22 protein-coding genes and 2 pseudogenes are annotated in these 24,021 nt (G+C 60.4%); 21 read left to right on the forward strand and 3 right to left on the reverse strand.

Annotation, left to right across the window (positions count from 1 at the left end):
- From AC1DIS_RS26590 to AC1DIS_RS26600, 3 genes are all read left to right on the forward strand, one after another.
- On the forward strand, positions 1-942 hold a 942-nt coding region (locus AC1DIS_RS26590), incomplete at its 5' end, for an APC family permease (protein WP_477744356.1).
- Between the two features lie 89 nt (positions 943-1,031).
- Complete coding sequence (locus AC1DIS_RS26595; RefSeq protein WP_018927851.1) at positions 1,032-2,465, forward strand: aldehyde dehydrogenase family protein; 1,434 nt, start codon at positions 1,032-1,034, stop codon at positions 2,463-2,465.
- Positions 2,466-2,468: 3 nt separating this feature from the next.
- Entirely contained in the window at positions 2,469-3,794 is a 1,326-nt protein-coding gene (locus tag AC1DIS_RS26600) for an alginate export family protein (RefSeq protein WP_477781184.1), read from the forward strand.
- Between the two features lie 49 nt (positions 3,795-3,843).
- Here the strand turns inward: AC1DIS_RS26600 and AC1DIS_RS26605 are convergent, their stop codons facing one another.
- Positions 3,844-4,602: an IclR family transcriptional regulator gene (locus AC1DIS_RS26605; RefSeq protein ID WP_018927853.1), complete on the reverse strand. Its 759-nt coding sequence runs from the start codon at positions 4,600-4,602 to the stop codon at positions 3,844-3,846.
- A 248-nt stretch (positions 4,603-4,850) separates the two neighbouring features.
- Here AC1DIS_RS26605 and AC1DIS_RS26610 point away from each other — a divergent pair, with 248 nt between their 5' ends.
- The 9 genes from AC1DIS_RS26610 (at position 4,851) to AC1DIS_RS26650 (ending at position 14,314) form a co-directional block, all read left to right on the forward strand.
- A complete protein-coding gene (locus AC1DIS_RS26610) occupies positions 4,851-6,392 on the forward strand; it encodes an acetolactate synthase large subunit (protein WP_477744358.1) in 1,542 nt (513 codons plus the stop codon).
- 11 nt (positions 6,393-6,403) lie between these two features.
- A complete protein-coding gene (locus tag AC1DIS_RS26615) occupies positions 6,404-7,894 on the forward strand; it encodes an aldehyde dehydrogenase family protein (protein WP_477744359.1) in 1,491 nt (496 codons plus the stop codon).
- A 26-nt stretch (positions 7,895-7,920) separates the two neighbouring features.
- Positions 7,921-8,715, forward strand: coding sequence for an SDR family NAD(P)-dependent oxidoreductase (locus tag AC1DIS_RS26620; protein ID WP_019578593.1), 795 nt, complete (start codon positions 7,921-7,923; stop codon positions 8,713-8,715).
- Positions 8,716-8,727: 12 nt separating this feature from the next.
- The gene (locus AC1DIS_RS26625) at positions 8,728-9,768 is read left to right on the forward strand and encodes a VPS10 domain-containing protein (protein ID WP_018927857.1); all 1,041 of its coding nucleotides are present in this window, start codon (positions 8,728-8,730) and stop codon (positions 9,766-9,768) included.
- 11 nt (positions 9,769-9,779) lie between these two features.
- A complete protein-coding gene (locus AC1DIS_RS26630; RefSeq protein WP_018927858.1) occupies positions 9,780-10,238 on the forward strand; it encodes a VOC family protein in 459 nt (152 codons plus the stop codon).
- 10 nt (positions 10,239-10,248) lie between these two features.
- The gene (locus tag AC1DIS_RS26635; protein WP_018927859.1) at positions 10,249-10,851 is read left to right on the forward strand and encodes an amino acid synthesis family protein; all 603 of its coding nucleotides are present in this window, start codon (positions 10,249-10,251) and stop codon (positions 10,849-10,851) included.
- A gap of 62 nt (positions 10,852-10,913) precedes the next feature.
- Entirely contained in the window at positions 10,914-12,521 is a 1,608-nt protein-coding gene (locus tag AC1DIS_RS26640; RefSeq protein WP_477748904.1) for a bifunctional 3-(3-hydroxy-phenyl)propionate/3-hydroxycinnamic acid hydroxylase, read from the forward strand.
- On the forward strand, positions 12,518-13,297 hold the full coding sequence (locus tag AC1DIS_RS26645) for a 2-keto-4-pentenoate hydratase (protein WP_138867351.1): 780 nt from the start codon (positions 12,518-12,520) through the stop codon (positions 13,295-13,297). Before AC1DIS_RS26640 ends, AC1DIS_RS26645 begins: the two co-directional genes overlap by 4 nt.
- A gap of 75 nt (positions 13,298-13,372) precedes the next feature.
- A complete protein-coding gene (locus tag AC1DIS_RS26650) occupies positions 13,373-14,314 on the forward strand; it encodes a helix-turn-helix domain-containing protein (protein WP_018927862.1) in 942 nt (313 codons plus the stop codon).
- Positions 14,315-14,403: 89 nt separating this feature from the next.
- Here AC1DIS_RS26650 and AC1DIS_RS26655 read toward each other — a convergent pair whose 3' ends face one another.
- The gene (locus AC1DIS_RS26655) at positions 14,404-15,231 is read right to left on the reverse strand and encodes an AraC family transcriptional regulator (protein ID WP_018927863.1); all 828 of its coding nucleotides are present in this window, start codon (positions 15,229-15,231) and stop codon (positions 14,404-14,406) included.
- Between the two features lie 185 nt (positions 15,232-15,416).
- Between AC1DIS_RS26655 and AC1DIS_RS26660 the strand changes: the two genes are divergently transcribed.
- From AC1DIS_RS26660 to AC1DIS_RS26680, 5 genes and pseudogenes are all read left to right on the forward strand, one after another.
- The gene (locus AC1DIS_RS26660; protein ID WP_018927864.1) at positions 15,417-16,556 is read left to right on the forward strand and encodes an ornithine cyclodeaminase family protein; all 1,140 of its coding nucleotides are present in this window, start codon (positions 15,417-15,419) and stop codon (positions 16,554-16,556) included.
- A 34-nt stretch (positions 16,557-16,590) separates the two neighbouring features.
- On the forward strand, positions 16,591-17,013 hold the full coding sequence (locus AC1DIS_RS26665) for a RidA family protein (RefSeq protein WP_477744360.1): 423 nt from the start codon (positions 16,591-16,593) through the stop codon (positions 17,011-17,013).
- 57 nt (positions 17,014-17,070) lie between these two features.
- Positions 17,071-18,363, forward strand: coding sequence for an NAD(P)/FAD-dependent oxidoreductase (locus AC1DIS_RS26670; protein ID WP_026345799.1), 1,293 nt, complete (start codon positions 17,071-17,073; stop codon positions 18,361-18,363).
- Positions 18,364-18,397: 34 nt separating this feature from the next.
- Entirely contained in the window at positions 18,398-19,246 is an 849-nt protein-coding gene (locus AC1DIS_RS26675) for an alpha/beta fold hydrolase (RefSeq protein ID WP_477744361.1), read from the forward strand.
- 10 nt (positions 19,247-19,256) lie between these two features.
- Positions 19,257-19,364 (forward strand): annotated as a pseudogene (locus AC1DIS_RS26680) (aldehyde dehydrogenase family protein); the annotation flags it as partial.
- Here AC1DIS_RS26680 and AC1DIS_RS26685 read toward each other — a convergent pair.
- The gene (locus AC1DIS_RS26685) at positions 19,352-20,095 is read right to left on the reverse strand and encodes a GntR family transcriptional regulator (protein ID WP_019578600.1); all 744 of its coding nucleotides are present in this window, start codon (positions 20,093-20,095) and stop codon (positions 19,352-19,354) included. The pseudogene AC1DIS_RS26680 and the gene AC1DIS_RS26685 sit on opposite strands and share 13 nt — an antisense overlap.
- A 135-nt stretch (positions 20,096-20,230) precedes the next feature.
- Here AC1DIS_RS26685 and AC1DIS_RS26690 point away from each other — a divergent pair, with 135 nt between their 5' ends.
- The 4 genes and pseudogenes from AC1DIS_RS26690 to AC1DIS_RS26705 all read left to right on the forward strand — a co-directional run.
- Entirely contained in the window at positions 20,231-21,070 is an 840-nt protein-coding gene (locus AC1DIS_RS26690; RefSeq protein WP_477781185.1) for an ABC transporter ATP-binding protein, read from the forward strand.
- A complete protein-coding gene (locus tag AC1DIS_RS26695; RefSeq protein WP_477744362.1) occupies positions 21,067-22,068 on the forward strand; it encodes an ABC transporter substrate-binding protein in 1,002 nt (333 codons plus the stop codon). The genes AC1DIS_RS26690 and AC1DIS_RS26695 overlap by 4 nt, the downstream gene beginning before the upstream one ends.
- A gap of 7 nt (positions 22,069-22,075) precedes the next feature.
- Complete coding sequence (locus tag AC1DIS_RS26700) at positions 22,076-22,825, forward strand: ABC transporter permease (protein ID WP_477781186.1); 750 nt, start codon at positions 22,076-22,078, stop codon at positions 22,823-22,825.
- Positions 22,826-22,886: 61 nt separating this feature from the next.
- Positions 22,887-24,021: pseudogene (locus AC1DIS_RS26705) on the forward strand (hypothetical protein); the annotation flags it as partial.

Genomic DNA, 24,021 nt, shown 5'->3' on the forward strand with positions numbered 1-24,021 from the left:
GAGTACCTGGCGATCCTGATCCTGGATTTTTCCATCCTCAAATCCGGCGGCGACAGCGGCATCAACCTTGATGCGTTTGATCGCGGTCATGTGTTCAGCGGCACACCGTCAATCGGCTTGCTGTTCTGCTTCGCGGCATTTATCGGCTTTGAGGCGACGACTATTTACGGCGAAGAGGCCAAGAACCCGCAGCGTACTATCCCGATTGCCACCTACAGTTCTGTGTTGCTGATCGGTGGGTTCTACGCGCTGTCGGTGTGGTCGATGGTGGTGGGCGTGGGCGCGGACAAGATCGTGCCGATGCTGCAGGCCTTGCAGGATCCCACGACGTTTATCTACGGCATGTCCGATCACTTTGTCGGCCCCTGGCTGACTCAGATTATCCGGGTGCTGTTCATGGTGAGTATCTATGCCGGCCTCCTGGCCTTTCATAACGCCGCCGCGCGTTATTTTTACGCGATCGGCCGTGATGGCCTGTTGCACAGTCTGTTGGGCACCACTCACCGCGTGCATCAGAGCCCCCATATGGGTTCGGTGTTGCAGAGCCTGATTGCTGCTGTGGTGGTACTGATTTTCGCTGCATTGGATGCGGACCCGATCCTGCAACTGTTCGCCTGGTTCTCCAACCTCGCCACCCTCTGCGTCATTTTACTGATGGCGCTGACGTCGGTAGCGGTCTGCGTCTACTTTCAGCGTCATCCCGAGCTTAACGTCGGGATATGGCGCGGGCGCATCCTGCCTGTTTTCTCCTCCCTGGCATTGGTGCTCGTGCTGGGGCTGGCGGTGGTGCATTTCGACGTGTTGACCGGGGCCAGCCAGCTATTGTCCTACGGACTCTGCGCCATCATTCCCGCGGCCCTGATCATCGGCGTCATGCTCGCCGCGCGCTTGCGAAAGATCTCCCCGCAACGGTTTCTCGCCTTGGGCAGCCACAAGCTTTAAGGCCGCACTCGTTACTGCTCGACTAACCAGACAATTCCAGCCTGCCGTTGCCCGGCATGGCTCGTCAGTGTGTGAAAGGAAGGTTTCAAATGCACAACTACAAGATGCTCATCAATGGCGTTCAGGTCGCCGGTGAACAGGGCCAGTTTGATGTGATCAACCCGGCCACCGGTGCTGCATTCGCCCAATGCCCCGCCGGCTCGCTGGCGCAACTCGACCAGGCGGTCGACGCTGCACAAGCGGCGTTCAAAAGCTGGCGGCACAGCACCCACGCAGACCGTTGCGAGCGCCTGTTGGCGGTTGCGGCGGATATCGAGCGGGAGGCAGAGTCACTGGCCCGACTGATTGTGCTGGAACAAGGTAAACCACTGGAACTGGCGTTTTCCGAAGTCATGGGGTCCGCCGCCTGGACCCGCTATGCGGCCGGGCAGGAGATTGCCGTGGAGCTGGTGGAGGAAACCCCCACCCAGCGGATCGAGTTGCATCGCAAGCCTTTGGGTGTGGTGGCGTCGATCACGCCGTGGAACTGGCCATTCATGATCGCCGTCTGGCACATCATGCCGGCGCTGCGAGCCGGTAACTGTGTGATCAGCAAACCGTCGAGCCTGACCCCGCTGAGCACCTTGCGCCTGGTGGAGATCATCGCCCGCCATGTGCCTCACGGCGTGATCAATTGCCTGACGGGCGAGCAAGGTTTCGGCAGTGCAATCACTTCGCATACCGGCATTCAGAAGATTGTGTTCACCGGCTCGACCGCCACCGGACAAAGCGTCATGCGCGGCGCCGCCAACAACCTCAAGCGCCTGACGCTGGAGCTGGGTGGTAATGACGCGGCAATCGTCCTGCCCGGTACGCCGGTTGAGGCGGTGGTCGAGGAGATTTTCCAGGCGGCGTTTCTCAACATGGGCCAGACCTGCGCGGCCCTCAAGCGCCTGTATATCCATGAATCGCAGTACCAGGCCTTCGCTGATGCGCTGACCCTGATTGCGACGCGCCAAGTGGTGGGCGATGGCCTGGAAGCTGGCGTCACCTTTGGACCGGTGCAAAACCTTGAGCAATTGGAGCTTGTCGACGCGCTGGTCGCTGACGCGCGAGCACAAGGCGCGCGCGTGCTGTGCGGCGGCGCGCGTCTGGATCGTCCCGGCTTTTTTTATCCACCCACCTTGGTCGCGGACGTGACAGATGGCCAGCGCCTGGTCGACGAGGAACAGTTCGGTCCTGTGTTGCCCTTGATCGCGTACCGGGATGTCGAGGATGTGCTGCGGCGCGCCAATGCCGGTGACATGGGGCTGGGCGGATCGGTCTGGGGGCCGGATGTCGAGCAGGCCCAGGCACTGGCCAGCCGCCTGGAAAGCGGCGTTGCATGGGTCAATTGCCACGCGCAGATTCAGCCGAATACGCCGTTTGGCGGCAGCAAGATGTCCGGGTTTGGCGTCGAGTTCGGCCTTGAGGGGCTGCTGGAGTTCACTGGCCAGCAACTGCTGTTTGTCCGCCCTTTTAAAGGCGCACCACAAGGAGCTTGAGCCATGCGCAATCCATCACGCCATCCCGTGTTTGGTAGCACGCTTGTGTGCACATTGGTTCTATGTGCCATCAATCAGGCCCAGGCCTATGAGTTGTACAGTGATGAGAGCCGTCACCTCAACGCAGACATGACCGCCGTGTTCGGCCAGTTCAACAGTCGCAAGAACTACGACGGCACACCCGGTGGATCTACCTGGCGCGAAGGCTTCATCAAGTACGGCTTGAATGGCGACCAGTCCCTGGCGGGCAATGGCACCGCGTATGGGGCATTCGCCCTGGTCAGTTCCGCCACCTGGGGCGACGGCGACCCAGGCGRCAATTCCCTGGGAACCGAGCGCACAACAAAGATCGAAGACGCCTACCTGGGCTGGCGCTCCGGCGACCTGTTCCCTGCGTTAGGCAAGGACGGGGTTGATATTTCCGGCGGGCGCCAGGTGGTCAAGCTGGGCCGAGGGTTCCTGATCAACGATGACGGACTGAACCTGGGCGAGGGTCCGGCCAATGGCACTATGAACCGTGGGGGCGCTTATTACCTGGCTGCACGGCATGCGTTCGATCAAACCGCGCTGTTGCGCCTGGGTGGGCAAGATGGCCTGCACGGCAGTCTGGTGTGGCTCAAATCCGACAACCGCGTCCAGGCCGAAACCGAACTGGCCGCCGGCACGCTGGATTACACCACCCAGCCGGGTACGATCGGGTTGACCTGGGTACACGGCATCGACGTGAGCGATCAATGGGCCACCGACGTTCAACGCCAGCGCAAAGGCATGAACGTCTACAGCGTTCGCGGTGAAGGCGATGCGGGCATCGAGAACGTCAGCCTGGCGTTCGAATACGCCTGGCAGGACAAGGACGCCGGGCCTGAGAAAGCCTGGTACGGCGAAGCGGGCTACACCTTCGCCGATACCGCCTGGGCGCCCAAGGTGACCTATCGCTATACCCGCTATTCACAGAAATGGGATCCGCTGTTCACTGGCTTGAGCATGGGCTACGGCACCTGGTTCCAGGGCGAAGTCGCCGGAAACTACGCCGGGCCGTTCAACAGCAATACCAGCATTCAGCACGTCGGTCTGAATGCCACTCCGCTGGAAAACCTGACCTTGGGCGCGCTGTACTTCGATTTCGACACGGTGCGTAAAAACAACGCGCTGAACCTCAATGCCCGTGAGCTGGATATCTACGCCGAATGGGCAGCCAACCCGCACTTGATCATTACCCCGCTGATTGGCCTCTACAAACCCGATCAGGACTCAACCACGGGTGGCAATCAAGTCGGCGGTAATGGCACCAACCTGTACAGCCAATTGACGGTGGCTGTTCCGTTCTGACCGCACATCCGCCGCGTCCCCGGTAAGGGACCGGCGGCTTGTCCATAGGCTAGGGCGTGGTGGTGTTCGACTGATTACGCATGTTTTCGGCGATGCGCCGAGTGGTATCCATGACCATTTCGATCACGGTTTCCTGGCGCAGCAGCTTGAAGCTCTGCGTGCTGCCGACGGCGGACAGGCTGCCAACCACTTCGTCGATGTCCGTCTGGATGATGGGTGCGGCGATGCCGGTCAAGCCCAGGTTGAGTTCATCATGGGTGAGGCAGTAACCGTCCTTGCGAATCTTTTTCGCGGCCTTGGAGAAGCTTGACCAGTCATAAGGGCAGTCCGGGTCGTTGGCCATATGCTCGTCGAACAAGCGTTGCAAACGGCGACCTTTCTGAAAGGCGATCAACACCTTGGATTGCGCGCCGCGAAAGAACGGCAGCGGTTGCCCGCGCCCGAACGCAAAGTGGTAGGTGTCGGTGGGTTCGGCGATGTAGGTGTTGATGATGCGACCGTCATAAAAGACGCTCGCAAACACGGCCAGGCCGGTTTGCGCGGACAGCTCGTGCATCAACTCGCGCCCGGCAACGAGGATAGGGTCGTACTGACGCATCATCCAGTCCAGTTCGATGACTCGCGGTCCCAAGCCATAACTGCCGGCGTCCACGCGGGTCAGCAGGCCGGCGTCGCACAAATCCTTGACGTAGCGGTACACGGTCGCACGTGACAGGCCCATGCGCTCGGCAATGGTGTCGGGGTCGATTTTCAATGTCTGTGGACCGAACAGGTCCAGGACACTCAGCAATTTGCTCAGGCTACTCATTTCGTTCCTAAAGACGGGGGGAGGGCGCGTGCTTCGTTCCGGCGTAGACCAGACATCCCGCAGAAGCGCCAAGCGCTGGCGCAACACTACCTCAGTGAGAGAAAAACGCAATCTCGGCAGTCTTTCTGGTGCAAATAAAATCGCATAAATCTCACAAAACGAGACAAATACTAATTTAATGCTTGTTGGTTGAGTATTTGTGTGTGATAAATCTCATCACTGCAAATGCTCAAGCAAGAGGGCTGAAAATGAATGGTGCGCAACTGATAGTGAATGCGGCAGCGGCAAGCGGTATCGAATACTGCTTCGCCAACCCCGGAACCACCGAAATTCCATTGGTGGCGGCCATGGCCAGCGCACCAGCACTGAAGCCGGTGTTGTCGTTGTTCGAAGGGGTGTGCACGGGGGCGGCGGATGGGTATGGCCGGATTGCCGGCAAGCCGGCGATGACCCTGACGCACCTGGGCCCCGGGTTTGCCAATGGCATCGCCAACCTGCACAACGCGCGTCGTGCCAATACCCCTATCGTCAACGTGATCGGTGATCACGCGTCATGGCATGTCAACTACGATCCGCCACTGGCCAGTGACATCCAGGCCTTGGCCGGGACTGTCTCCGGTTGGGTGCGCACCTCGCGTACGGCGTCGGGTATCGGCGAAGATTTGCAGGAAGCGGTGCGGTCGGCCTGGCAGGCCAAAGGGCAGATCGCCAGCCTGATTCTGCCCATGGATCTGCAAGCCAGCGCAGTGACGCACAACGGCGTGTTCGCTCCGATGCGGGCGCCGGTTCGCCGGTTTGCCGGTGACCGGGTCGAGACGGTGGCGCAGGCCCTGCGTGACGGGCAGCGCCTGGTGTTTATTGTCGGGGATGAGGGGTTGTCGGTCGCGGGTCTGGAAGCAGCGGGGCGCCTGGCCCAACTGCCTGGCATGCGCCTGTTTGCCGAGACCTTTCCACGGCTCAGCTACCGTGGTGGTGGTTTGCCGGATCTGGATCGCCTGCCGTACTTCCCGGAAGGGGCCATTGAAATCCTTGAGCAGTACGACCAGGTCGTGTGTGCCGGGGTGCCGGAGCCCATCAGTTATTTCGGCTACGAAGGCATCCCGTCGCGCCTCGCCGAGCGTGAGCGTCTGCTGACGCTGGCCGATGTCGGTGACGATGTAGCCGGCGCGCTGACGGCGCTGGCCGATGCCCTCAATGCACCGGCCTACGTGCCGACACCGATGGGCATCGAACTGCCGCTAGGCCATGCCGAGCTCACACCTCAGTCCATCGGCCAGGTTTTAGCCGCATCGCTGCCGGACGACAGCATTGTCTCCGTGGAAGGCGGCACTTGTGGCTATCCGTTTTTCACCGCCTCTGCTAGCGCCGCGCGGCACCGGGTGTTGACCAATACCGGTGGCGCGATCGGCCAGGGCATTCCGGTGGGGTTTGGCGCCGCCTTGGCGGAGCGGGGCAATCGCGTGTTCTGCCTGCAATCCGACGGCAGTGCCCAGTACACCATCCAAACCCTGTGGAGCATCGCCCGTGAGCAGGTGCCGGTGGTGATCCTGATTGCCGCCAACCATCGCTACGCCATTTTGCAGAACGAACTGCGCCGCTTCGGCATGACTGAAATGGGCCCCGAAGCCCTGCGCCTGACGGTGCTCGATAGCCCGCGGATTGACTGGAAAGCGCTGGCCAAGGGCTACGGTGTGCCGGCCTGCACAGTGCACACCAATGCCGAACTGCAACAGGCGCTGGCCAATGCCAATGCCGACGGTGGTCCTTGCCTGATCGAAATGGCGCTGTGAAGGAGTCGATGATGAAACAGTTCGAAGTGCTACCTGCTGTGCAACATTTTCTGTCCCAGCCTGGCCGCCTGTTTATCGGTGGCAGTTGGCAGGACGCCGCCGCTGGCCGACGGTTTGCCGTGGAAAACCCGGCAACTGAAGAAACCCTGACGGAAGTGGCCCAAGGTGACGCGCGTGACGTAGATGCGGCCGTTGCGGCAGCCCGCGCAGCGTTCAACGGCGCCTGGGCGCTGCAGTCTCCCGCCCAGCGCGGTCTGCTGCTGTTTCGACTGGCGGACCTGTTGGATCAGCACCGCGAGGAGCTGGCGCAGTTGATCACGCTGGAGAACGGCAAGCCCATCTCGGCCGCTCGAGGTGAAGCGGCCAGTGCGGCGACCATCATTCGCTATTTCGCCGGCTGGCCGACCAAGATCGAAGGCAGCACGTTGCCTGTATCGCCGGCCAGCGGTGCGCCGATGCTCAACTACACCTTGCGTGAACCGGTGGGTGTGTGCGCGCTGATCGTACCGTGGAACTTCCCGTTGAACATGTGCGTGTGGAAGCTTGGCCCGGCGCTGGCGACAGGTTGTGTCGCGGTGCTCAAGCCTGCCGAGCAAACTCCACTGGTCGCGATTCGACTGGTGCAGTTGATCGAGGCCGCCGGGTTTCCAGCGGGGGTGGTCAACCTGATCACCGGTCTTGGCGCGGAAACGGGCGGACCGCTGGCGCAGCATCCCGACGTGGACAAAATTGCCTTTACCGGCTCGACCCAGGTCGGTCGGCTGATCGCTCAGGCGGCCACCAGCAACATGAAAAAGGTCTCGCTGGAATTGGGCGGCAAGTCGCCGAACATCATCTTGCCAGACGCCGATATCGTGCGCGCCGCCAAAGGTGCCGCCGATGGCATCTTCTACAACCAGGGCCAGGTGTGCACGGCTGCCTCACGTTTATACGTACACGCCAGTGTGCTCGATCAGGTGCTCGAAGAACTTGAGCGGCATGCCACCGCCCACGTGCTCGGTAATGGTTTGGACCCGGCCACCAGCATGGGCCCACTCGTGTCGGGCCGCCAATTGAGCACGGTCAAAGGCTACCTGCAACGTGGTCAGGAGGAGGGCGCCGAACTGATCTGCGGTGGCGGCCGTCCCGCCCACCTGGAGCGCGGCCACTTCATTGCGCCCAGCGTGTTCCTTGATCGCGCCGAACGTGCCTGTGTCGCCCGCGAAGAGATATTCGGTCCGGTGCTGACCGTCATGAGCTGGACCGAAATCGACGACCTGGTGCTGCGCGCCAACGATTCGCCTTATGGCCTCGCAGCAGGCCTGTGGACCCGCGACTTGCGCTCGGCGCACCGCGTGGCGGCGCAGCTCAAGGCGGGCTCGGTGTGGATCAACTGCTGGAACGTGGTCGACGCGGCTTCGCCGTTCGGCGGGTACAAGCAATCTGGCTGGGGCCGGGAAATGGGTAAAAACGTGATCGATGCCTACACCGAGACCAAGAGCGTCTTCGTCGATCTCGCCTGAACCGAATAATCACAAGAGGAAATGCTATGGATCTGGAATTGAAAGGCCGCGTGGCCATCGTCACCGGCGGCGGTATGGGTATCGGCAAGGAAGTCGCACGTTTTCTGTCCGAAGAGGGCTGCAAGGTGGTGATCTGCGCACGCCGCATGGAGTTTCTCCAACAGGCTGCCGAAGAGATCACGGCTCAGACCGGCAACGAAGTACTGCCGCTGTACTGCGACACCAATCAGATGTCGGCCGTGTCTGACATGGTCGAAGCTGCGCACAAACACTTCGGCCGCATCGACATCCTGGTCAACGGTGCCGCAGCGCCGTCCGGCGTGGTGCGCAATGACATCGAACATGCCGGCGACGACGAGTTGCTGTCGGATCTCAACACCAAGGTGATCGGCTACTTCCGTTGCGCCAAGGCAGTGACCCCGCACATGAAGGCCGGCGGTTTCGGTCGCATCATCAACATCGGCGGCCTCACCGGGCGTAGCAGCAAAGTCCTCTCGGGGATGCGCAACCTGGCGATCGCCCACATGACCAAAACCCTCTCCGACCAGTTGGGCCCTTCGGGCATCACGGTCAACCTGATCCATCCCGGCGTGGTGGATACCCCGCACATCCAGGAGTTGTACGAGCGCGAAGCGGTCAAGCAAGGCAAGACCTCGGAACAGGTTGAGCAGGCCTACATCGACGCGACGCCGATTCGCCGCACCCTGGCACCGATTGAAATGGGCTGGCTGATTGGTTTCCTGGCGTCGCCGAAGGCTGGCGCGGTGACCGGAGAATCCATCGGCATCGACGGCGGTTTGACCCGCGGCATCTACATCTGAGGAGCACCAACGATGAGTAACGGAACCCTGTTAGTGGCCACGGTAGGGCAGGCGGTGATCCGCAGCGCCGACGAGGGTCGGACCTGGCATCGCCTGGGCCTGGGCCAGGATCTGGAGTTCGACGCGATCACTCGATCCTTGAGCGTGCACCCCGGCGAGCCTGAGGTGATCTACGCCGGCACGGACGTAGGTTTGTGTGTCAGCCGCGACACCGGCGGCCATTGGCAGCGGGTCGATTCGCCTTTCAACGGGCAGACGGTCTGGAAAGTCGCCGTCGATCCGCAGGACGCGCAACGGATTTTCGTCGGCACCGGTGCACCTTCGCGCGCCGTACTGTGGCGGACGCTGGACGGTGGTCTCAGTTGGGATCGTGCGCCGGTTGAGATTCCGGAATTCTGCGACGGAGTCAGCCGCCCACGGCTGCTGGCTTTCGCCTATGACCCGACCGACCGCAACCAGCTATGGTTCGGCCTTGAAGAGGGTGGGTTATTCCACTCCCGTGACGGTGGCGACAGCTGGACGCGCGTCGATGATCGGCTGCTGTGGGACTACAACTCGGATGTCCACAACATTCTGGTACTGCCCAATCATGGTCAGAAAGTCATCGTGGTGGTCTGCGTCAACGCCGTCTACCGCAGCCTGGATGAGGGGCTGACCTGGACTGGCATTATCGGTCGAGAAGCGTTTGGCCTGTACTACATGCGCGCCATGAACGCGCCGTTGGGCACGCAAAGCGACCTGTACCTGAGTATTTCCGATGGCACGCCCGGTACCACCAGCAAGATCCTGGTGTCCCGTGATGCTGCGCTCAGCTGGGAAGTGCTGCCCCTGCCGCAACAACCCAATTCCTGCGTCTGGGCCATTGCCTTCAACCCGGAAAATCCGCGACAGATCGTTGCGGGAACCAAGTACGGGCACTTGTTCACCTCCGGGAATGGCGGTGATGGCTGGCAGAAACAGTGGCGCGAATTCAGTGAGATCGCTGACGTGCTCTGGACCCCCGCGGTGGCGCAGATCAAGGCAGGGCATCAATCCGTGGTCAAAAAAAGCTGAGGTATCACGCGATGAAAGTCGAAATCCTTCGTACTCACTTATCGCTCTCGGTAAGTGATCCTGATGTGTCGGCACGCTGGTACGCCGACATCCTGGGCATGCATGAAAGTGCCCGGGGCGAAAGCTGGGTCATGATGGCGTTTGGCACCAAACATCACGACATCGCCTTGCTTCGTGCAGAGCCCGGCGCCCATCAGGGCGGGTTGGGGTTGCAACACTATGGATTGGAAATCGCCGGGGACATGACCACCTTGCGCCAGCTCTACGGCATGTTGCTGGGCAAGGGCGTCGAGGTGGTGAAGATCACCGATCACGAAATCGGCCATGGTGTGTATTTCAACGACCCTGACGGTAATCGCATGGAATTTTTCCTTGAGACCGAACACGACGATGCGCGCGGCAAGGCCCGGTTCAAGGCCGCTGGCGCGCCAAGCCGACATTTCAATCTAGACCCACTCGACCCACTTTGAGGCCACCCAGATGAAAACCGCGAATTTTGCTTCGTATCACATCCGCAAGTGGTACAGCTTTGTCGAAGAAACCCTGGCCAACGAAAGTGGYCAGTTAGCCGATGGCGAGCCGCTGTTCAAATATGCCGTCGCCGCCGTGATCGCCAACCCCTATGCCGGTCGCTACAGCGAGTCGCTGACAGAGCTGGTAGAACCGTCGCCGCTGCTGGGCGAAGAGTTCGGTCGTCGCATTCAGGCGCTGGCCGGCTCGCGGGATATTGTCAGCTACGGTAAAGCTTGCATGGTGGGCAGCCAGGGCGAATACGAACACGGCAATGCGTTCCTGACCAACCCGGCTGCCGATCCGGTGCGCCTGGCGCTGGGCGGGGGCAAATCCTGGGTGCCGTCCACCGGCAAACGGGGCGCCCCGGGTTCAACCATCGATGTGCCGTTGGCCCACAAGGATGCACTGTATGTACGCTCCCATTACGACAGCATGTCCCTGATGTTTGGCGACGGCCCCGCGCCGGATGAGGTAATCGTGATCTGGGCCTTCGCCACGCGCGGGCGCTTGCATGCGCGGCTGGGCGGTCTGCAGGCGGCAGACGTCAAAGGTATTGATGGACTGCACTGATTTCAGGCGCATGGCTTTAGCGGCGTCGRATTAAAAACACAACAAGAAAGCGGTGAATAGCGATGAAGCAGGAGAAGACCCAAGTTGTCATTGTCGGCGGCGGCCCTAACGGGATCACGGCCGCACACTATATGGGGATGTACGGTATCGACTGCGTCGTCCTTGAGCTTGCCGACGGCGTACTGCCTTACCCACGCGCGGTGGGCATGGATGATGAAGCACTGCGCGTGCTGCAGGGGATCGGCATCGCCGATCTCGCTGTACGCGACATGATCTACGATGTACCGCTGCGCTATTACAATGCACGCGGTGTGTGCTTCGCCGAGGTCAAGCCGAGTACCGCCCATTACGGCTGGCCAATGCGTAATATTTTCATGCAGCAGTTGCTGGAAGGCACGTTGCGCGAAACCCTGGGACAGCGTGCCAGCGTTGTGTTGCGCCAAGGCCACGAAATGCTCGAACTCGAGCAGGACGGGCAGGGCGTGACATTGCAGGTGCGCGATGCTCAAGGCGAGATTTATCAACTGCGGGCTGACTATGTCATCGGCGCCGATGGCGGACGCTCCACTGTGCGTAAAAAGCTCGGTATCGAGCTGTCGGGGCTGACACATGCGCGCAAATGGGTGGTGGTCGATACGGCCAATGACACCCTAGATGCACCCTACACCGCACTGCATGCCGACCCGGAGCGGCCCTTCGTGTGCATCTATCTGCCGTACCAGCAACGCCGCTGGGAATTCATGCTCCTGGAGGGCGAAGATGAAGCGAGGATGTGTGAGGAAAGCACCATTCGCGACTTGATCCGTGGGCATATCGGCAACGCGGTCGATCAGTTGAACATCATCCGCATCCGCGCCTATACCCACCACTCCCGGGTCGCGGTGCGGTTTGTCGAAGGGCGTGTGGCGCTGGTGGGTGATGCCGCGCATATTTCTCCACCCTGGGCCGGGCAGGGCCTCAATTCCGGGCTGAGGGACGTGGCCAACGTGGCCTGGAAACTGGCGGCGATCATCCAGGGCCGTGCCTCGCACTCGATCCTCGCCAGCTACGACCAGGAGCGCCGTGGGCATGCCACCGAGCTGGTAGCCCTGGCCGACAACATGGGCGCGGTACTGGGAATGACCAACCCGCTGATGGCCGGCGTGCGCGACTGGCTGTTCCAGGCGGTGAACAGTGTCGACAACCTGCGCTCGCACCTGCTGGAGTTCAAATTCAAACCCAAGGCCACCATCACCAAGGGCTTGGTCTATCACGAGCGGGCCGAGTTGCGCGAGGACGACCTGGTCGGCCAGCTGTTTGTACAGCCGCATATCGAAGACGCCCAGGGGCAGCGTCGTCGCCTGGACGAAGTGCTTGGCAATTCCTATGCGGTGCTGGGTTATCGGGTGAACCCGCGCGAGCAACTCAGCGAGGAAATGGCCGCTTATTGGGCGCGCTGGGACACGCGTTTCATTCAGGTCAATCGTTCGCGCAGCGGCATCGGACGTGGCCAGCCGTTGACGGCCTCGGACGCCATCAGCGTGGAGGACGTGGATAATCGCCTGGGTGAATGGTTCTCCAGGGTGCGTGACTGCATCGTGGTGGTGCGTCCGGACCGGTTTGTCGCCGCCATTACCACACCAGAGAGGCTTGAAGGTGTGCTGCGCAAACTGGCGGAGCAACTGTCATGAACAGCGGCAACGCGCTACTTAACCGGCTACATCAGGCAACGCGCACGGTGCAAGCCATTGCGCCACTGGCCCCCGAGGCGATAGATCGGCTTGCGGGTTATGCGCTGCAACGCCAGGCGCTGGACCATCGCCAAGCCGCAGGCGAGCGACTGAGCGGGTGGAAGGTCGCCTTCGCCGGCAGCGCCGCGCAAAAACGCTTTGGCCTTGACGAGCCGGTGTATGGCGGCCTGATGGATAGCATGATCGTCGAGCCGGGTACGGCGGTGGAGTTCTCGCGATTGATCCAGCCCAAGCTGGAGATCGAATTGGCGTTTGTACTGGGGCGTACCCTGGCGCCGGGGGATTACCGTGACGAGGATATTCTGGCCGCCATCGGCGACGTAGCGCCCGCGTTCGAGATCGCCGACTGCCGTTGGCAGGGCTGGGATTTCGGAGTGGGCGCCTTTCTTGCCGACAACGCGGCGGCGGGGCTTTATTGTCTCGGACCGCGTATCCCGTTCGATCCTGTACACCACGTCAACGTAGCGTATCGCCTGGAGTGCGACGGCGCGCTCTGCGGTAACGGTAATACGCGTGATCGGGAGGACAGCCCGCTGGCCAATCTGTGCTGGCTGATTCGGCGTCTGTTGGCCGACGGTCAACCTGTGGAGGCTGGGCAGGTCGTGTTGTCCGGGGCGTTGTTGCCGCCGATGAATATCCAGCCCGCCACGTACTGCCTGCACATGCTTGGCATGGAACTGGCTTTGGTTTTCAAGGCGGACGCCGCCCCGGTGTGAACGATAGCTGCCGTCACGGATGACTGAGTCCCTTTCAGGCCGATAAACAAACGGGGCCACCGAGGAACGACGACCATGCTTGCTGAAGTTCGAACCTTCAATGACCCTCAACAACACGCTGGCTCCATCCAGGGCTGGCGACAAGTGTATGACCAACTCGGCCGTGGCTGCCTGACCAGTGAGCTGCGGCAGTTGTCCTCTGACCGCTTTCAAATCTTCCAGGAAGTGCTGGACAAACGCGTGGTACAGCGCGGCTATGCGCCCAAAGGTCGGCTGTGCGCAGCCATGTCGTTAGGCTGCGCGCCGGTGGTGCAGGGGCAACAGGTGGGCACTCACAGCGTGGTACTGTTGCGTGACGGCGAGGAGTTTGTGTTGCACGCCCCTGAAGGCATGCACTTCTTTGCGCTCAATATCGACGCGGTACGCTTCGCCAAACTGGCGGCCTTCGAATTGTCTGACGATCAGCTCAAGCGCCTGAAGACCACGTCCCAACTCAGCGTGGATGATGCGTTACTGTTGCGAATACGTCAGCGTATCCACCCGCTGTTTCATCACCTTTTGGAACAGACGGACGCTATCAACTCAACCGCCGAGAAAATGCTGGAGGAAGAACTGCTCGGCGCGTTCCTCGATTTGTTCAGCCACGCCACCGATGAGGTACGTTGTCGTCGCGGTAATTTCGCCGTGAGTGCTTACCTGGTGAAGCGTTGCCAAGAGCTGATCGATGCCAGTGGTGATACACCACTGAGCATTCTCGACCTGTGCGAGCACCTGCGGGTGAGTCGCCGGACCCTGCAGAACAGTTTTCAGGCAGTGACCGGAATGCGTCCGGTCGAATACCTGCGCAATCTACGCCTCAACGCGGTGCGACGCCGCTTGATCACAACCTCTGCCTGCACTCACAACATCAGTGAGATCGCGATGGCGATGGGCTTTTTTCATCTGAGCCACTTTGCCGCGCATTACCGGCAATTGTTCGGCGAGTCACCGTCTGAAACGCTCAGGGCTATGCGCTAAAGACCTCATGTGCGGCTGACGCTGTCCTCCCACCCGATTTCCTTTTCCAGGCTGATATTCAAGCGCTCGTGAAATTTTGAAAGGGCGGGTCAGGCGTAGTTGATGCGGTCGCTATAGGCGTTTTGGACCATTTTGCGTTGATAGTCGCAAGGCGTTGTACTGACCAATTTCTTGAAGTCGCGCAGGAAGTGCGATTGATCGGAAAAGCCCAGGTCGAGGGCCAGCTCCGAAAACGATACATCGTGTTGGGTATTGAGGGTGTCCAGAGCTGCCTGGCAGCGGATGATTCGGCAAAAGGTCTTGGGTGACATACCAGTGTCCTGGCTGAACTGTCGGTGCAGCGTGCGACTGGTGTACCCGCTGAGTTCTTCCAGTTGCTGAATACGAATATCACCGCGGTGGCGCAGCGCCTGCTGAATGACCATGGCCGTGAGTGCTGACGTTCTCCCCATCAGGCGGGGGGCGAGGTAGTCGTTGAACAGCCGCATCTGATCGCCCAGCAGTGGTGCTTGAACGATATTTTCGAAGATGCGCTGGGCGAACCCCGAGACCTCCAGCAGGTCGAGTTCCCGTTCGGTCAATTCCTCGGCCAGCACATTGATAAATCCGGGAATGACGCCCGGTGAAAAGCGCACGCCGAAGTAGTGATGGTTCTGGTGTAACTCGACCGCTTGGGCAGCCAGCGGCGTGCCACAGATCCGGGCGGTAGGGCGTGTTGCATCACAGTCGAAAACAATATCCACGCAACCGTCCGGCACGGCCAGCAGGTTGGCTGACTGAGCCACATCGAAGGCATAGAAATGCGAAATCGCCGGGTGTTCGGAGGGCATGACCGAATACCGTGAAGAGTTGAGCACGAACCAGGGCTGTTCGTTCGCAGTGTGGTGCCTGGGAGGCGGCGCGCACTGTTTGATCATGGTTGCACCTTCGATGAGCAGCGATACGGAAGTTTTCACGCATTAATCACGCCAACTGTTGCGCGCCGGTCAATCGGGCATGTCCGAAATTTACAATACCGCCGAAAAGCGCGCCCTGATACTCGAGGTCGACAGCGTGGAGCTGCGCCTACCGCAGCGATATCACCTTCAGCCCGAGAATAACTATGTCTACAAATACAAAAATCGACTTCATCTACCTCTCCGAGCAGGACATGATCCGCGCGGGCGTGACTGACATGCTGGCGTGCGTGAACACCATGGAGGAGATGTTCGGCCTGCTCTATGCCGGTGACTATCGCATGGCCGGTCCGAACAATGACTCCCATGGCGCGATGGTGATCTTCCCGCAGGATTCACCCTTCCCGAACATGCCCAAGCCCACGGCTGACCGACGCATGATGGCCATGCCTGCCTACCTGGGCGGCAGCTTTTGCACCGCAGGCGTGAAATGGTACGGCTCCAATATCGCCAACCGCGAAAAAGGCCTGCCGCGCTCGATTCTGATGTTTACCTTGAACGACCCCGACACCGGCGCACCGCTGGCCCATATGTCGGCCAACCTGCTGTCCGCGTACCGCACCGGTGCGATTCCCGGCGTGGGCGCGCGCCACTTGGCACGCAAGGACTCGAAAGTCGTCGGCCTGCTCGGCCCGGGTGTAATGGGCAAGACCACACTGGCGGCATTCATCGCGGTATGCCCGCATATCGACACACTGAAGATCAAGGGTCGCGGCCAGAAGAGCCTTGATAACTTTATTGCCTGGGTCAAGGAAACCTACCCGCAGGTCACCACGATCGAAGTGGTCGACACCCTTGAAGCGGTGGTTCGTGACTCCGACCTTGTTACTTATTGTAGCTCCGGTGAGGTGGGTGATCCCACAACCTACCCAATTGTGAAGCGCGAGTGGGTCAAGCCAGGTGCCTTCCTCGCGATGCCAGCATCCTGCTCCCTTGACGACGGGATGGAACAGCGCGACGTACGCAAGGTGCTGGACAACACCGGTCTCTACCAAGCCTGGTTTGAAGAATTGCCCAAGCCTGCGCATCACTGCGTGCCGGTGATTGGCGTGCGCTTCATGGACATGATTGCCGAAGGCAAGATGCGGCTCGAAGACGTCGAGGACATTGGCAAGATCATCGCCGGGGCCGCGCAAGGCCGTAAGAACGATGAAGAAATCATCATCATGTCGGTGGGCGGAATGCCCGTGGAAGACGTGGCCTGGGGCACGGTGGTTTACCGCAACGCCATCGAAAAAGGCATCGGCGTCACCTTGAACCTGTGGGAAACCCCGGTTCTGCGCTAAGCCAGCCATCACTAATATTGACGAGGCATTCCACATGACAAAAATCATCAAGCTCAAGACCGGTTCCCCGTTTGAAGATCAGGCCAGCTATTCGCGCCTGGTGGTCGTGGACAACTGGATCTACGTGTCCAACACCGCAGGCCGCAACCCACAAACCAAGCTGATTCCGGAAGGTATCCTCGAGCAGACGCATCAAGTGTTTGCCAACATCGAGGCGGCCCTGGCGGCGGTCGATGCGAGCCTGGCTGATGTGGTGTGTTCGCGGGTGTTCATCCAGGACCCCAAGGACGTACCTGTCGTGATGGCCCTGATCGGCGAAAAGTTTCGCGGCGTTGATCCAGCCAGCACCGTCACCTGTCCGCCCTTGGGGTCGACGGTCTACAAGGTGGAGCTGGAAGTGACGGCGTATCGCAACGCGTCGAAGGCGCAAGTTGAAGTCATTCGACTGTCGCAGTAACTGTCACGCGGCCATGCGCAGGCGTGGCCTACCTCATTCGTTTACCGAGTCTTGATCATGGCACCCACTATAGCGCCCGTGAAAACGTCTACCGTGTTTCCCTCCGCAACCTCCGTCGTCATCATTGGCGGCGGGATTATCGGCCTGACTGCAGCGTTGACATTGGCCGAACGCAATATTGCGGTGGTGGTGCTGGAAAAAGGTCGTATCGCCGGCGAGCAGTCGTCACGCAACCTGGGCTGGGTACGCAAGACCAGCCGCCATGCGGCCGATATCCCCCTGGCCCTCGCCGCTGACCGTCTGTGGGCAAAGATGCCTGAGCGGGTAGGGGCGGATGTCGGGTATCGCCAGGAGGGCATCATGTTCGTGGGCCGCAACCCATCGCAGATGGCGATGCACGAGGGATGGCTCAAGTCGGTGGAGCATTTGTCGCTGGATTCACGGCTGCTCAGCAAGCGCGAGATTGACGCGTTGGTGCCCGGTGGCGTGGGTGAGTGGGCCGGTGGCATCTTCACGCCGTCCGATGCGCGTGCCGAACCGACGCTGGCAAGCAGCGCTATCGCCAAGGCCGCCATGGCCCTGGGTGTGGTGATTATCGAGCAGTGCGCGGTACGGACGCTGCAAATGTCCGCCGGCACGGTCAGTGGCGTGGTCACCGAGCAAGGTGAGATTCGCTGTGATCATGTGCTGCTGGCTGGGGGGATGTGGTCACGGCGTTTTCTGGGCAACCTCGGTGTGTCGTTGCCGACCTTGCCCTTGACCTGCTCGGTGCTACGTACTCACCCAATGGAGGGGCCGACGGAAATTGCTGTCGGCGCACCGGACTTTTCGTTTCGCAAGCACAAGGACGGCGGCTTCATCATTACCCAGCGCGGCAAACTGGATGCCTTCCTGACCCTCGACCACCTGTTGCTTGCCAAGCAATACATGCCGCAGTTCCGTGCGCAACGCAGCGTTCTGAACGTGTCGTTGGGCAAGCCTTTTTTCAATGACCTGGCGCTTGCCCGGCGTTGGAAATCCGACAGTGTCAGCCCGTTCGAACGCGTCAGGGTGCAGGACCCGGCCGCCAACCCGCGGCTCAATAACGATGCGATGAACAACCTCATTGCGGCCTGGCCGGTGTTTGAACAGGCGCGGATCGCCCAGGCCTGGGCAGGCACTATTGATGTCACACCCGATTCGAATCCTGTCATTGGGCCGGTCGCGCAGATTCCGGGGCTGACCGTGGCCACCGGCTTCTCGGGGCACGGCTTCGGCACGTCGCCCGCGGCAGGTCACCTCGCCGCGGATCTTGTCAGCGGTCATGCGCCGATCATTGATCCAAGCCCTTATCGGTTCGATCGTTTCTAGGTCGGTCGAAGCCACGCATATAAGGAACCAAACGATGCCTTCTGACAGCTGTTTCTTTACCAACCGATCTGGCTTGCGCCTGCACTTTTTGCGCTGGGGTGAATCCACCGGTGTGCCTCTGGTGCTATTGCATGGCTTGCGGGCCTATGCCCAAACCTGGGAATCGCTGGTGCAATCTCTGGGTGCAGGCTACTGCGTCTATGCCCTGGACCAGCGCGGTCGAGGACTGAGTGACTGGGTCGCGCCCGGCAGCTACCACACGCAGTCGTATGTCGAGGACCTCGAGGACTTGGTCGCCCATGTTGGCTTGTCGCGTTTTGTATTGCTGGGGCACTCATTAGGGGGCGCCAACGCCCTTGAATATGCGCGGCAAAACCCGGGGCGATTGGTTGGCTTGATGATCGAGGACATCGGCCCCGGCTCCTCAATCCAGGGCGATGGCGCAGCGCGCATTCGCCGCGAGATGAGCCAGACGCCTTTGCAGTTCGATAGCTGGGAGGCGGCCCGCACATTCTGGCAGGCTTCGCGCCCTGGGTTGTCGGAACAGGGCCTGGCATCAAGGCTCACTCATTCGATGAAAGAGAGCGATGGCGTGATCACCTGGCGCCATGATCAGCAGGGTATTGCCGAGGCGCGCCTGAGTATCGAGCCGACGGACCTATGGCCGGCGGTGCGCGCGCTGGATTGCCCGACCCTGTTCATTCGCGGCGGCCGCTCGGACTTTCTGCCGCCCGCGATGCTGCAAGCGATGAGCGCCAGCAATCCGCACGTCCAGACGGTGGAGGTCGCAGGCGCCAGTCACTATGTACACGATGATCAAGGCGAGGCGTTCAACGCGCTGGTCGCAGGCTTTCTCAAAAGCCTTGAGCTCCCGGGCCAATGAAACCCACGGCACGGTGAGAATCAAACCGGCGATGGAAACCCCATTGACCGCCATGCGTCGGGTTGAATTGGCGATTGAGGCGGGCATTCCTGCGGGTGCACTGATTCAGCTGGCGGGTCTGGACTTGAAGACACCACTCAAGACAAAGGCATAACGTTCCGGGCGGATGTAGAAGGTCGTACGGTCGCAGCAGCGGCCGTCGGCAAACCAGGAGGTGCGCTCCATGACCAGCAGTGCCGCGCCACGTTTGATGTGCAAGGCACTGGCCAGGTGTTTATCGGCTTCTTGCGCGCGGATCGCCAGATCGGCTCGGGTGACCGCCATGCCAGTGATCGACTCGAGAATGGAGTAAATCGGTTGATGCTCGACTTCAGTCCAGACCACGCTGGCCAATTCGGCCGGTAAATGGCTGCGGCCCAGTGCGATGGGTTCGTCATCGACGAAATGCAGTCGTTCCAGAAGCAGGCAATCGTCCGCTTCTTCAAACAAACCACGCAATGCCTCTGGAACCGGCTGCAGGGTATGGCTGATGACGCGCATGCTCGGTTCGAGCCCTTGCAGCAACAAGGCTTCATGAAAACTACGCAACGCGTCCAGGCCGTGCCGCACCTGTTTGGCCGCCACGAAGGTGCCTTTGCCTTGTTTGCGCTCTACCACGCCGTCGTCGCTGAGTTTGCCCACCGCCAGGCGAACGGTGACGCGGCTCACCGCAAAACGTTTACCCAGCTCTGCTTCTGACGGCAGCTTGCCGCTGGGCTCAAAGTCGCCACGTTGAATCTCTTCCAGCAATTGCTGGGCAATCTGCTCGTAGAGTGAGGTGGTGCTGTCGCGAAGAATGGACGTAGACACTGTCGGTTTCCATGGCCTTGGAGGAGGGCGGTGCGCCTTCACTTCTAAGGTTATAAAAATAGGTTATTGGGATGACTTGTATTAATACGTATTATGCCAGGTATTCCCATTGTAAACGACCTGACGACACTTGCCATGTTCAAAACCCTCCCTTACGCACAGCAGCAAGCCGATGCGCTGACGGTCGATGACATCAGCTTCAGCTACCCCAATGGGCATCGCGTGTTTTCCTCTTTCAGCCTGAACGCCAGGCCCGGTGAGTTCGTTGCGATCCTGGGGCCATCCGGTTGCGGGAAAACCACCTTGCTGAACTTGTTGTCAGGTTTTGTGCAACCGCAAAGTGGTCAGATCAGTATCAACCAGACGGCGGTGCGTCCAGAGCGTTCGGAGTTGGGTTATGTGTTTCAGGCGCCGCAGTTGTTTCCCTGGTTGAGCGCCTTGGAAAACGTCCGTTTCGGCCTGCGAATGGCGGCTCGGATCAACGAATCGCAGCAGCGTTCTCAAGCCTTGCAGTACCTGCGTCTGGTCGGTCTGGAGAATGCCGCGCATCGGTTGCCGCATCAGTTGTCTGGCGGCATGCAGCAGCGGGTTTCCCTGGCCAGGACCCTGGCATTGGAGCCCAGCGTGTTGCTGATGGATGAGCCATTCGCTGCACTGGATGCCATCAGCCGCAACAGCATGAACRAAGAGACCTTGCGCATCTGGGCTGAATTGGGTCAGACGGTGCTGTTCATTACCCACGATATCGACGAAGCGGTGTTTCTGGCGGATCGGGTCATCGTGCTCAACATCGCCCCCGGCGGTATCCACAGCGAACTGAATATTCATTTGCCGCGTCCTCGCTCCAACCTCGAAACCCGCCGGTTGCCGGCCTTTCTCGATTACCGCAATGAGCTGATGGAGCGCATTTCCCAGGTCATGGAAGTGCCTGCAGCCTCCGCTTACCCAACCCGCCAACCTGAGTTGACAGCATGATCAAACATTCGCTGCTTGCCCTTTCCTTGTCTGTTGCCGCCTTGGCAAGCAGCGTATTCGCCGTGGCTGGCGAAGAGAAACCCTTGCGTGTGGGTTACGTATTCGCCATGGCCAACGCCCCGGCGTTGATCGCCGACAAACAGGGCTACTACCGCGAGGAAGGCTTGAATGTCGATCTCAAGGCCTTGGGCGATGGTCCGGTAATCCAGCAGGCGCTGGCCGCTGGCGAGCTGGATGTGGCCTATGTCGGTACGCCGCCGGTGTATCAATGGTTTTCCCGGGGGCTGCAAAGCCGGATTCTGGCCAAGGTCAATTACGGTCAGGCCGCGGTGATTGTCGACGCCAAGAGTCCGGTTACCGCCCTGGATGAACTCAAGGGGAAAAAACTGGCCGGGGTCAAGAAGGGCAGTGGCATGGATGTGCTGCTGCGCGGCTATGTGCTGAAAGAAAAGGCCGGGCTCAATCCTGACAAGGATCTGGACATCATCGACATGCCACCCGGCAATATGAACGCGGCGCTGGAGCGCGGCATTGTCGATGCGGCGTTTTCCTGGGAACCCTTTGTCAGCCAGTCGTTGTTGCGCGGGTCGAGCCGGATCCTGCTCGACGTCAATCAGGCGCTGCCGAATTACCCTTGGTACGTGGTGATCGCCTTACCCAAAACCTTGCAGGAGCGACCGGAAGATGTGGTGAAGCTGCTGCGTGCGCACCGCAAGGCCATCGCCTTTCTCAACGAGCACCCCGATGAGTCGAATCGAATCATCGCCGAGGCGTTCAAGCTTGAAGCGGTGCAAGGCGTAGACGGCAAGACCATCGCCCCGCAAGCCATCGTCGCCCAGGCACGTACCCGGTTGGGCTGGTCAGCGGACTTGCAGCCTGCGGATATTCAATTCATCCAGCGCCTGATGAATTACTCCCACGACCTGGGTTTTATCGATACCACGCTCAAGACCGAACAGATCGTGGATACCTCCTACCTGCAAAAAGCCTCGCACTGAGTCTGTCATGTCCTTGCCAAAACCGAATTGGGGATGGGCGTCACTGCCATTCCTGCTGTTGATCTGGATGGCCCTGGCCAGCCGCTTTCCCACTTACATCCTGCCGCAGCCATGGGATGTTGCCCGCGAGGCTGTGCGCTGGCTGGGCGACAGTTCGTTGTGGCAGCACCTGCGGGCCAGCGTCCTTGAAGAGGTTGGCGGCTTTTGCGCGGCGGTGATCGTCGCGATTCTGCTGGGTACTGCCGGTGGCCTGTCCTCGCGTTTTCGCGATTTCATCTCGCCGCTCAACAGCCTGTTCATGGCGATCCCGCCGATCGCCTGGGCACCGCTAATCATGATCATTTTTGGCTTGGGCTATGTCTYCATCGTGTTGGTGATTTTCATCGCCGCGATGTTCCCCATGGCCGTGACCATTCAGGAGGGCGTGCAGAGTATCCGCGGCGGTGAAGTCCGTGCGGCACGCACCTTGGGCGCCAACCGCTGGCAACTGCTGGCCCACGTTTACCTGCCGGCCTCGCTGCCCTTCGTGACGGCGGCGTTGCGCATCGGCTTCAGCCAGGGCTGGAGGGCATTGGTCGCGGCGGAAATGATCGGTGCGTCCCAGGGCATCGGCTGGATGGTGTCGACGGGTGGGCAGATCGGCAACAGCAGCCAGGTGCTGCTGGGCATTGTTGTGATCGGCCTGATTGCCTGGCTGATGGAGAGTTTTGTGTTCAGGCGTATCGAGCGTCATTACCAGAAATGGCGAGTGCAGTAAGCATCGTCATTTGACTTCAACCCCCTTCAAACCTTCAGTGGACCACTGCACGAGGTGTCATGTGAGTAACGTTTTCGATCCCCGCGAAGCCGGGTATTACATTGCCCCTCAAGGCCTCTACGAACGCAACAAACAACGCCCGTTTCTGGGCAGCATCCACTGTGATCGTGACACGCTGATTGCCGGCCAATGGGATGAAATTACCCTGGTCTACGAGGTCGGCGGCAGCGGCCTTGCGGACGGCGCCTGGCTGAAACTGGCCTTCAAGTTCTACTCCGACTGGGCCTTGTTCCAGACCTCGAATCCGACTGGCCCCAACTATGTCAGCGCCGAATATCAGGCAGGCGAGCTGGTCCCTGGCCAGAGCCAGGCCTCTGTGCAGCATCTGAAAGTGCGCTTCGACCAGAAGGGGCATGAACGGCCGTTTCAGAAAGCGATCATCATCGACATCATCGACGGTTACCTGAATCCGGGAGACAAAATAATCATTCGCCTGGGCGATCGTCGTCAGGGCGGCGCGGGTACGCGGGTGCAGAGTTTTGTCGAGAAGGACTTCCGTTTCCGTTTGTTCATCGACCCGCTGGGCAGCTCGAAATTTGCCGAGGTGCCGGGTGACCCGCTGCTGAACATCGTGCCGGGACCGGCGCAAAGCGTGCAGTTGATCGTGCCTCGCCTGGTCAGCGCGGGTGAGGCGTTCGACGTACTGCTCAGGGTGGATGATGCCTGGGGCAACACCTGCCGCAACTTGCCGCTCCAAGGTGTCCTGACTCTGGTTGATCCCGAAGGGGGGGAGCGACAACAACCGTTCACCCTGGCGGCTGAAGGTTGGGCGACTGCCCGGCTTGAAGGTTTTGATCTTGGTGCGGTGGGGGAGTGGCGCTTGTCGGCCGAGGTGGCGGTACCTTTTGTGCGTGCCGCTCGGGCGTTTGTCACGGTCGATCCGGCTGGCACTGCATTGCGCCCGCTGTACGCCGACCTGCATGTGCACTCCGATGACACGGTGGGCACCAACGACACCTTGTACAACCTCAGCTACGGTCGCGATGTCGCCGGGCTCGATGTCCTCGGTTACACCGCCAATGATTTCAATATCACTGAGCAGCGCTGGGATCAGGCGGTCAACCTGATTCACGAACTCAATGAACCAGGACGATTTGTTTGCTATCCCGGCACCGAATGGTGCGGCAACTCTTGCG

Source organism: Pseudomonas sp. 05N433 (genome assembly GCF_056396925.1).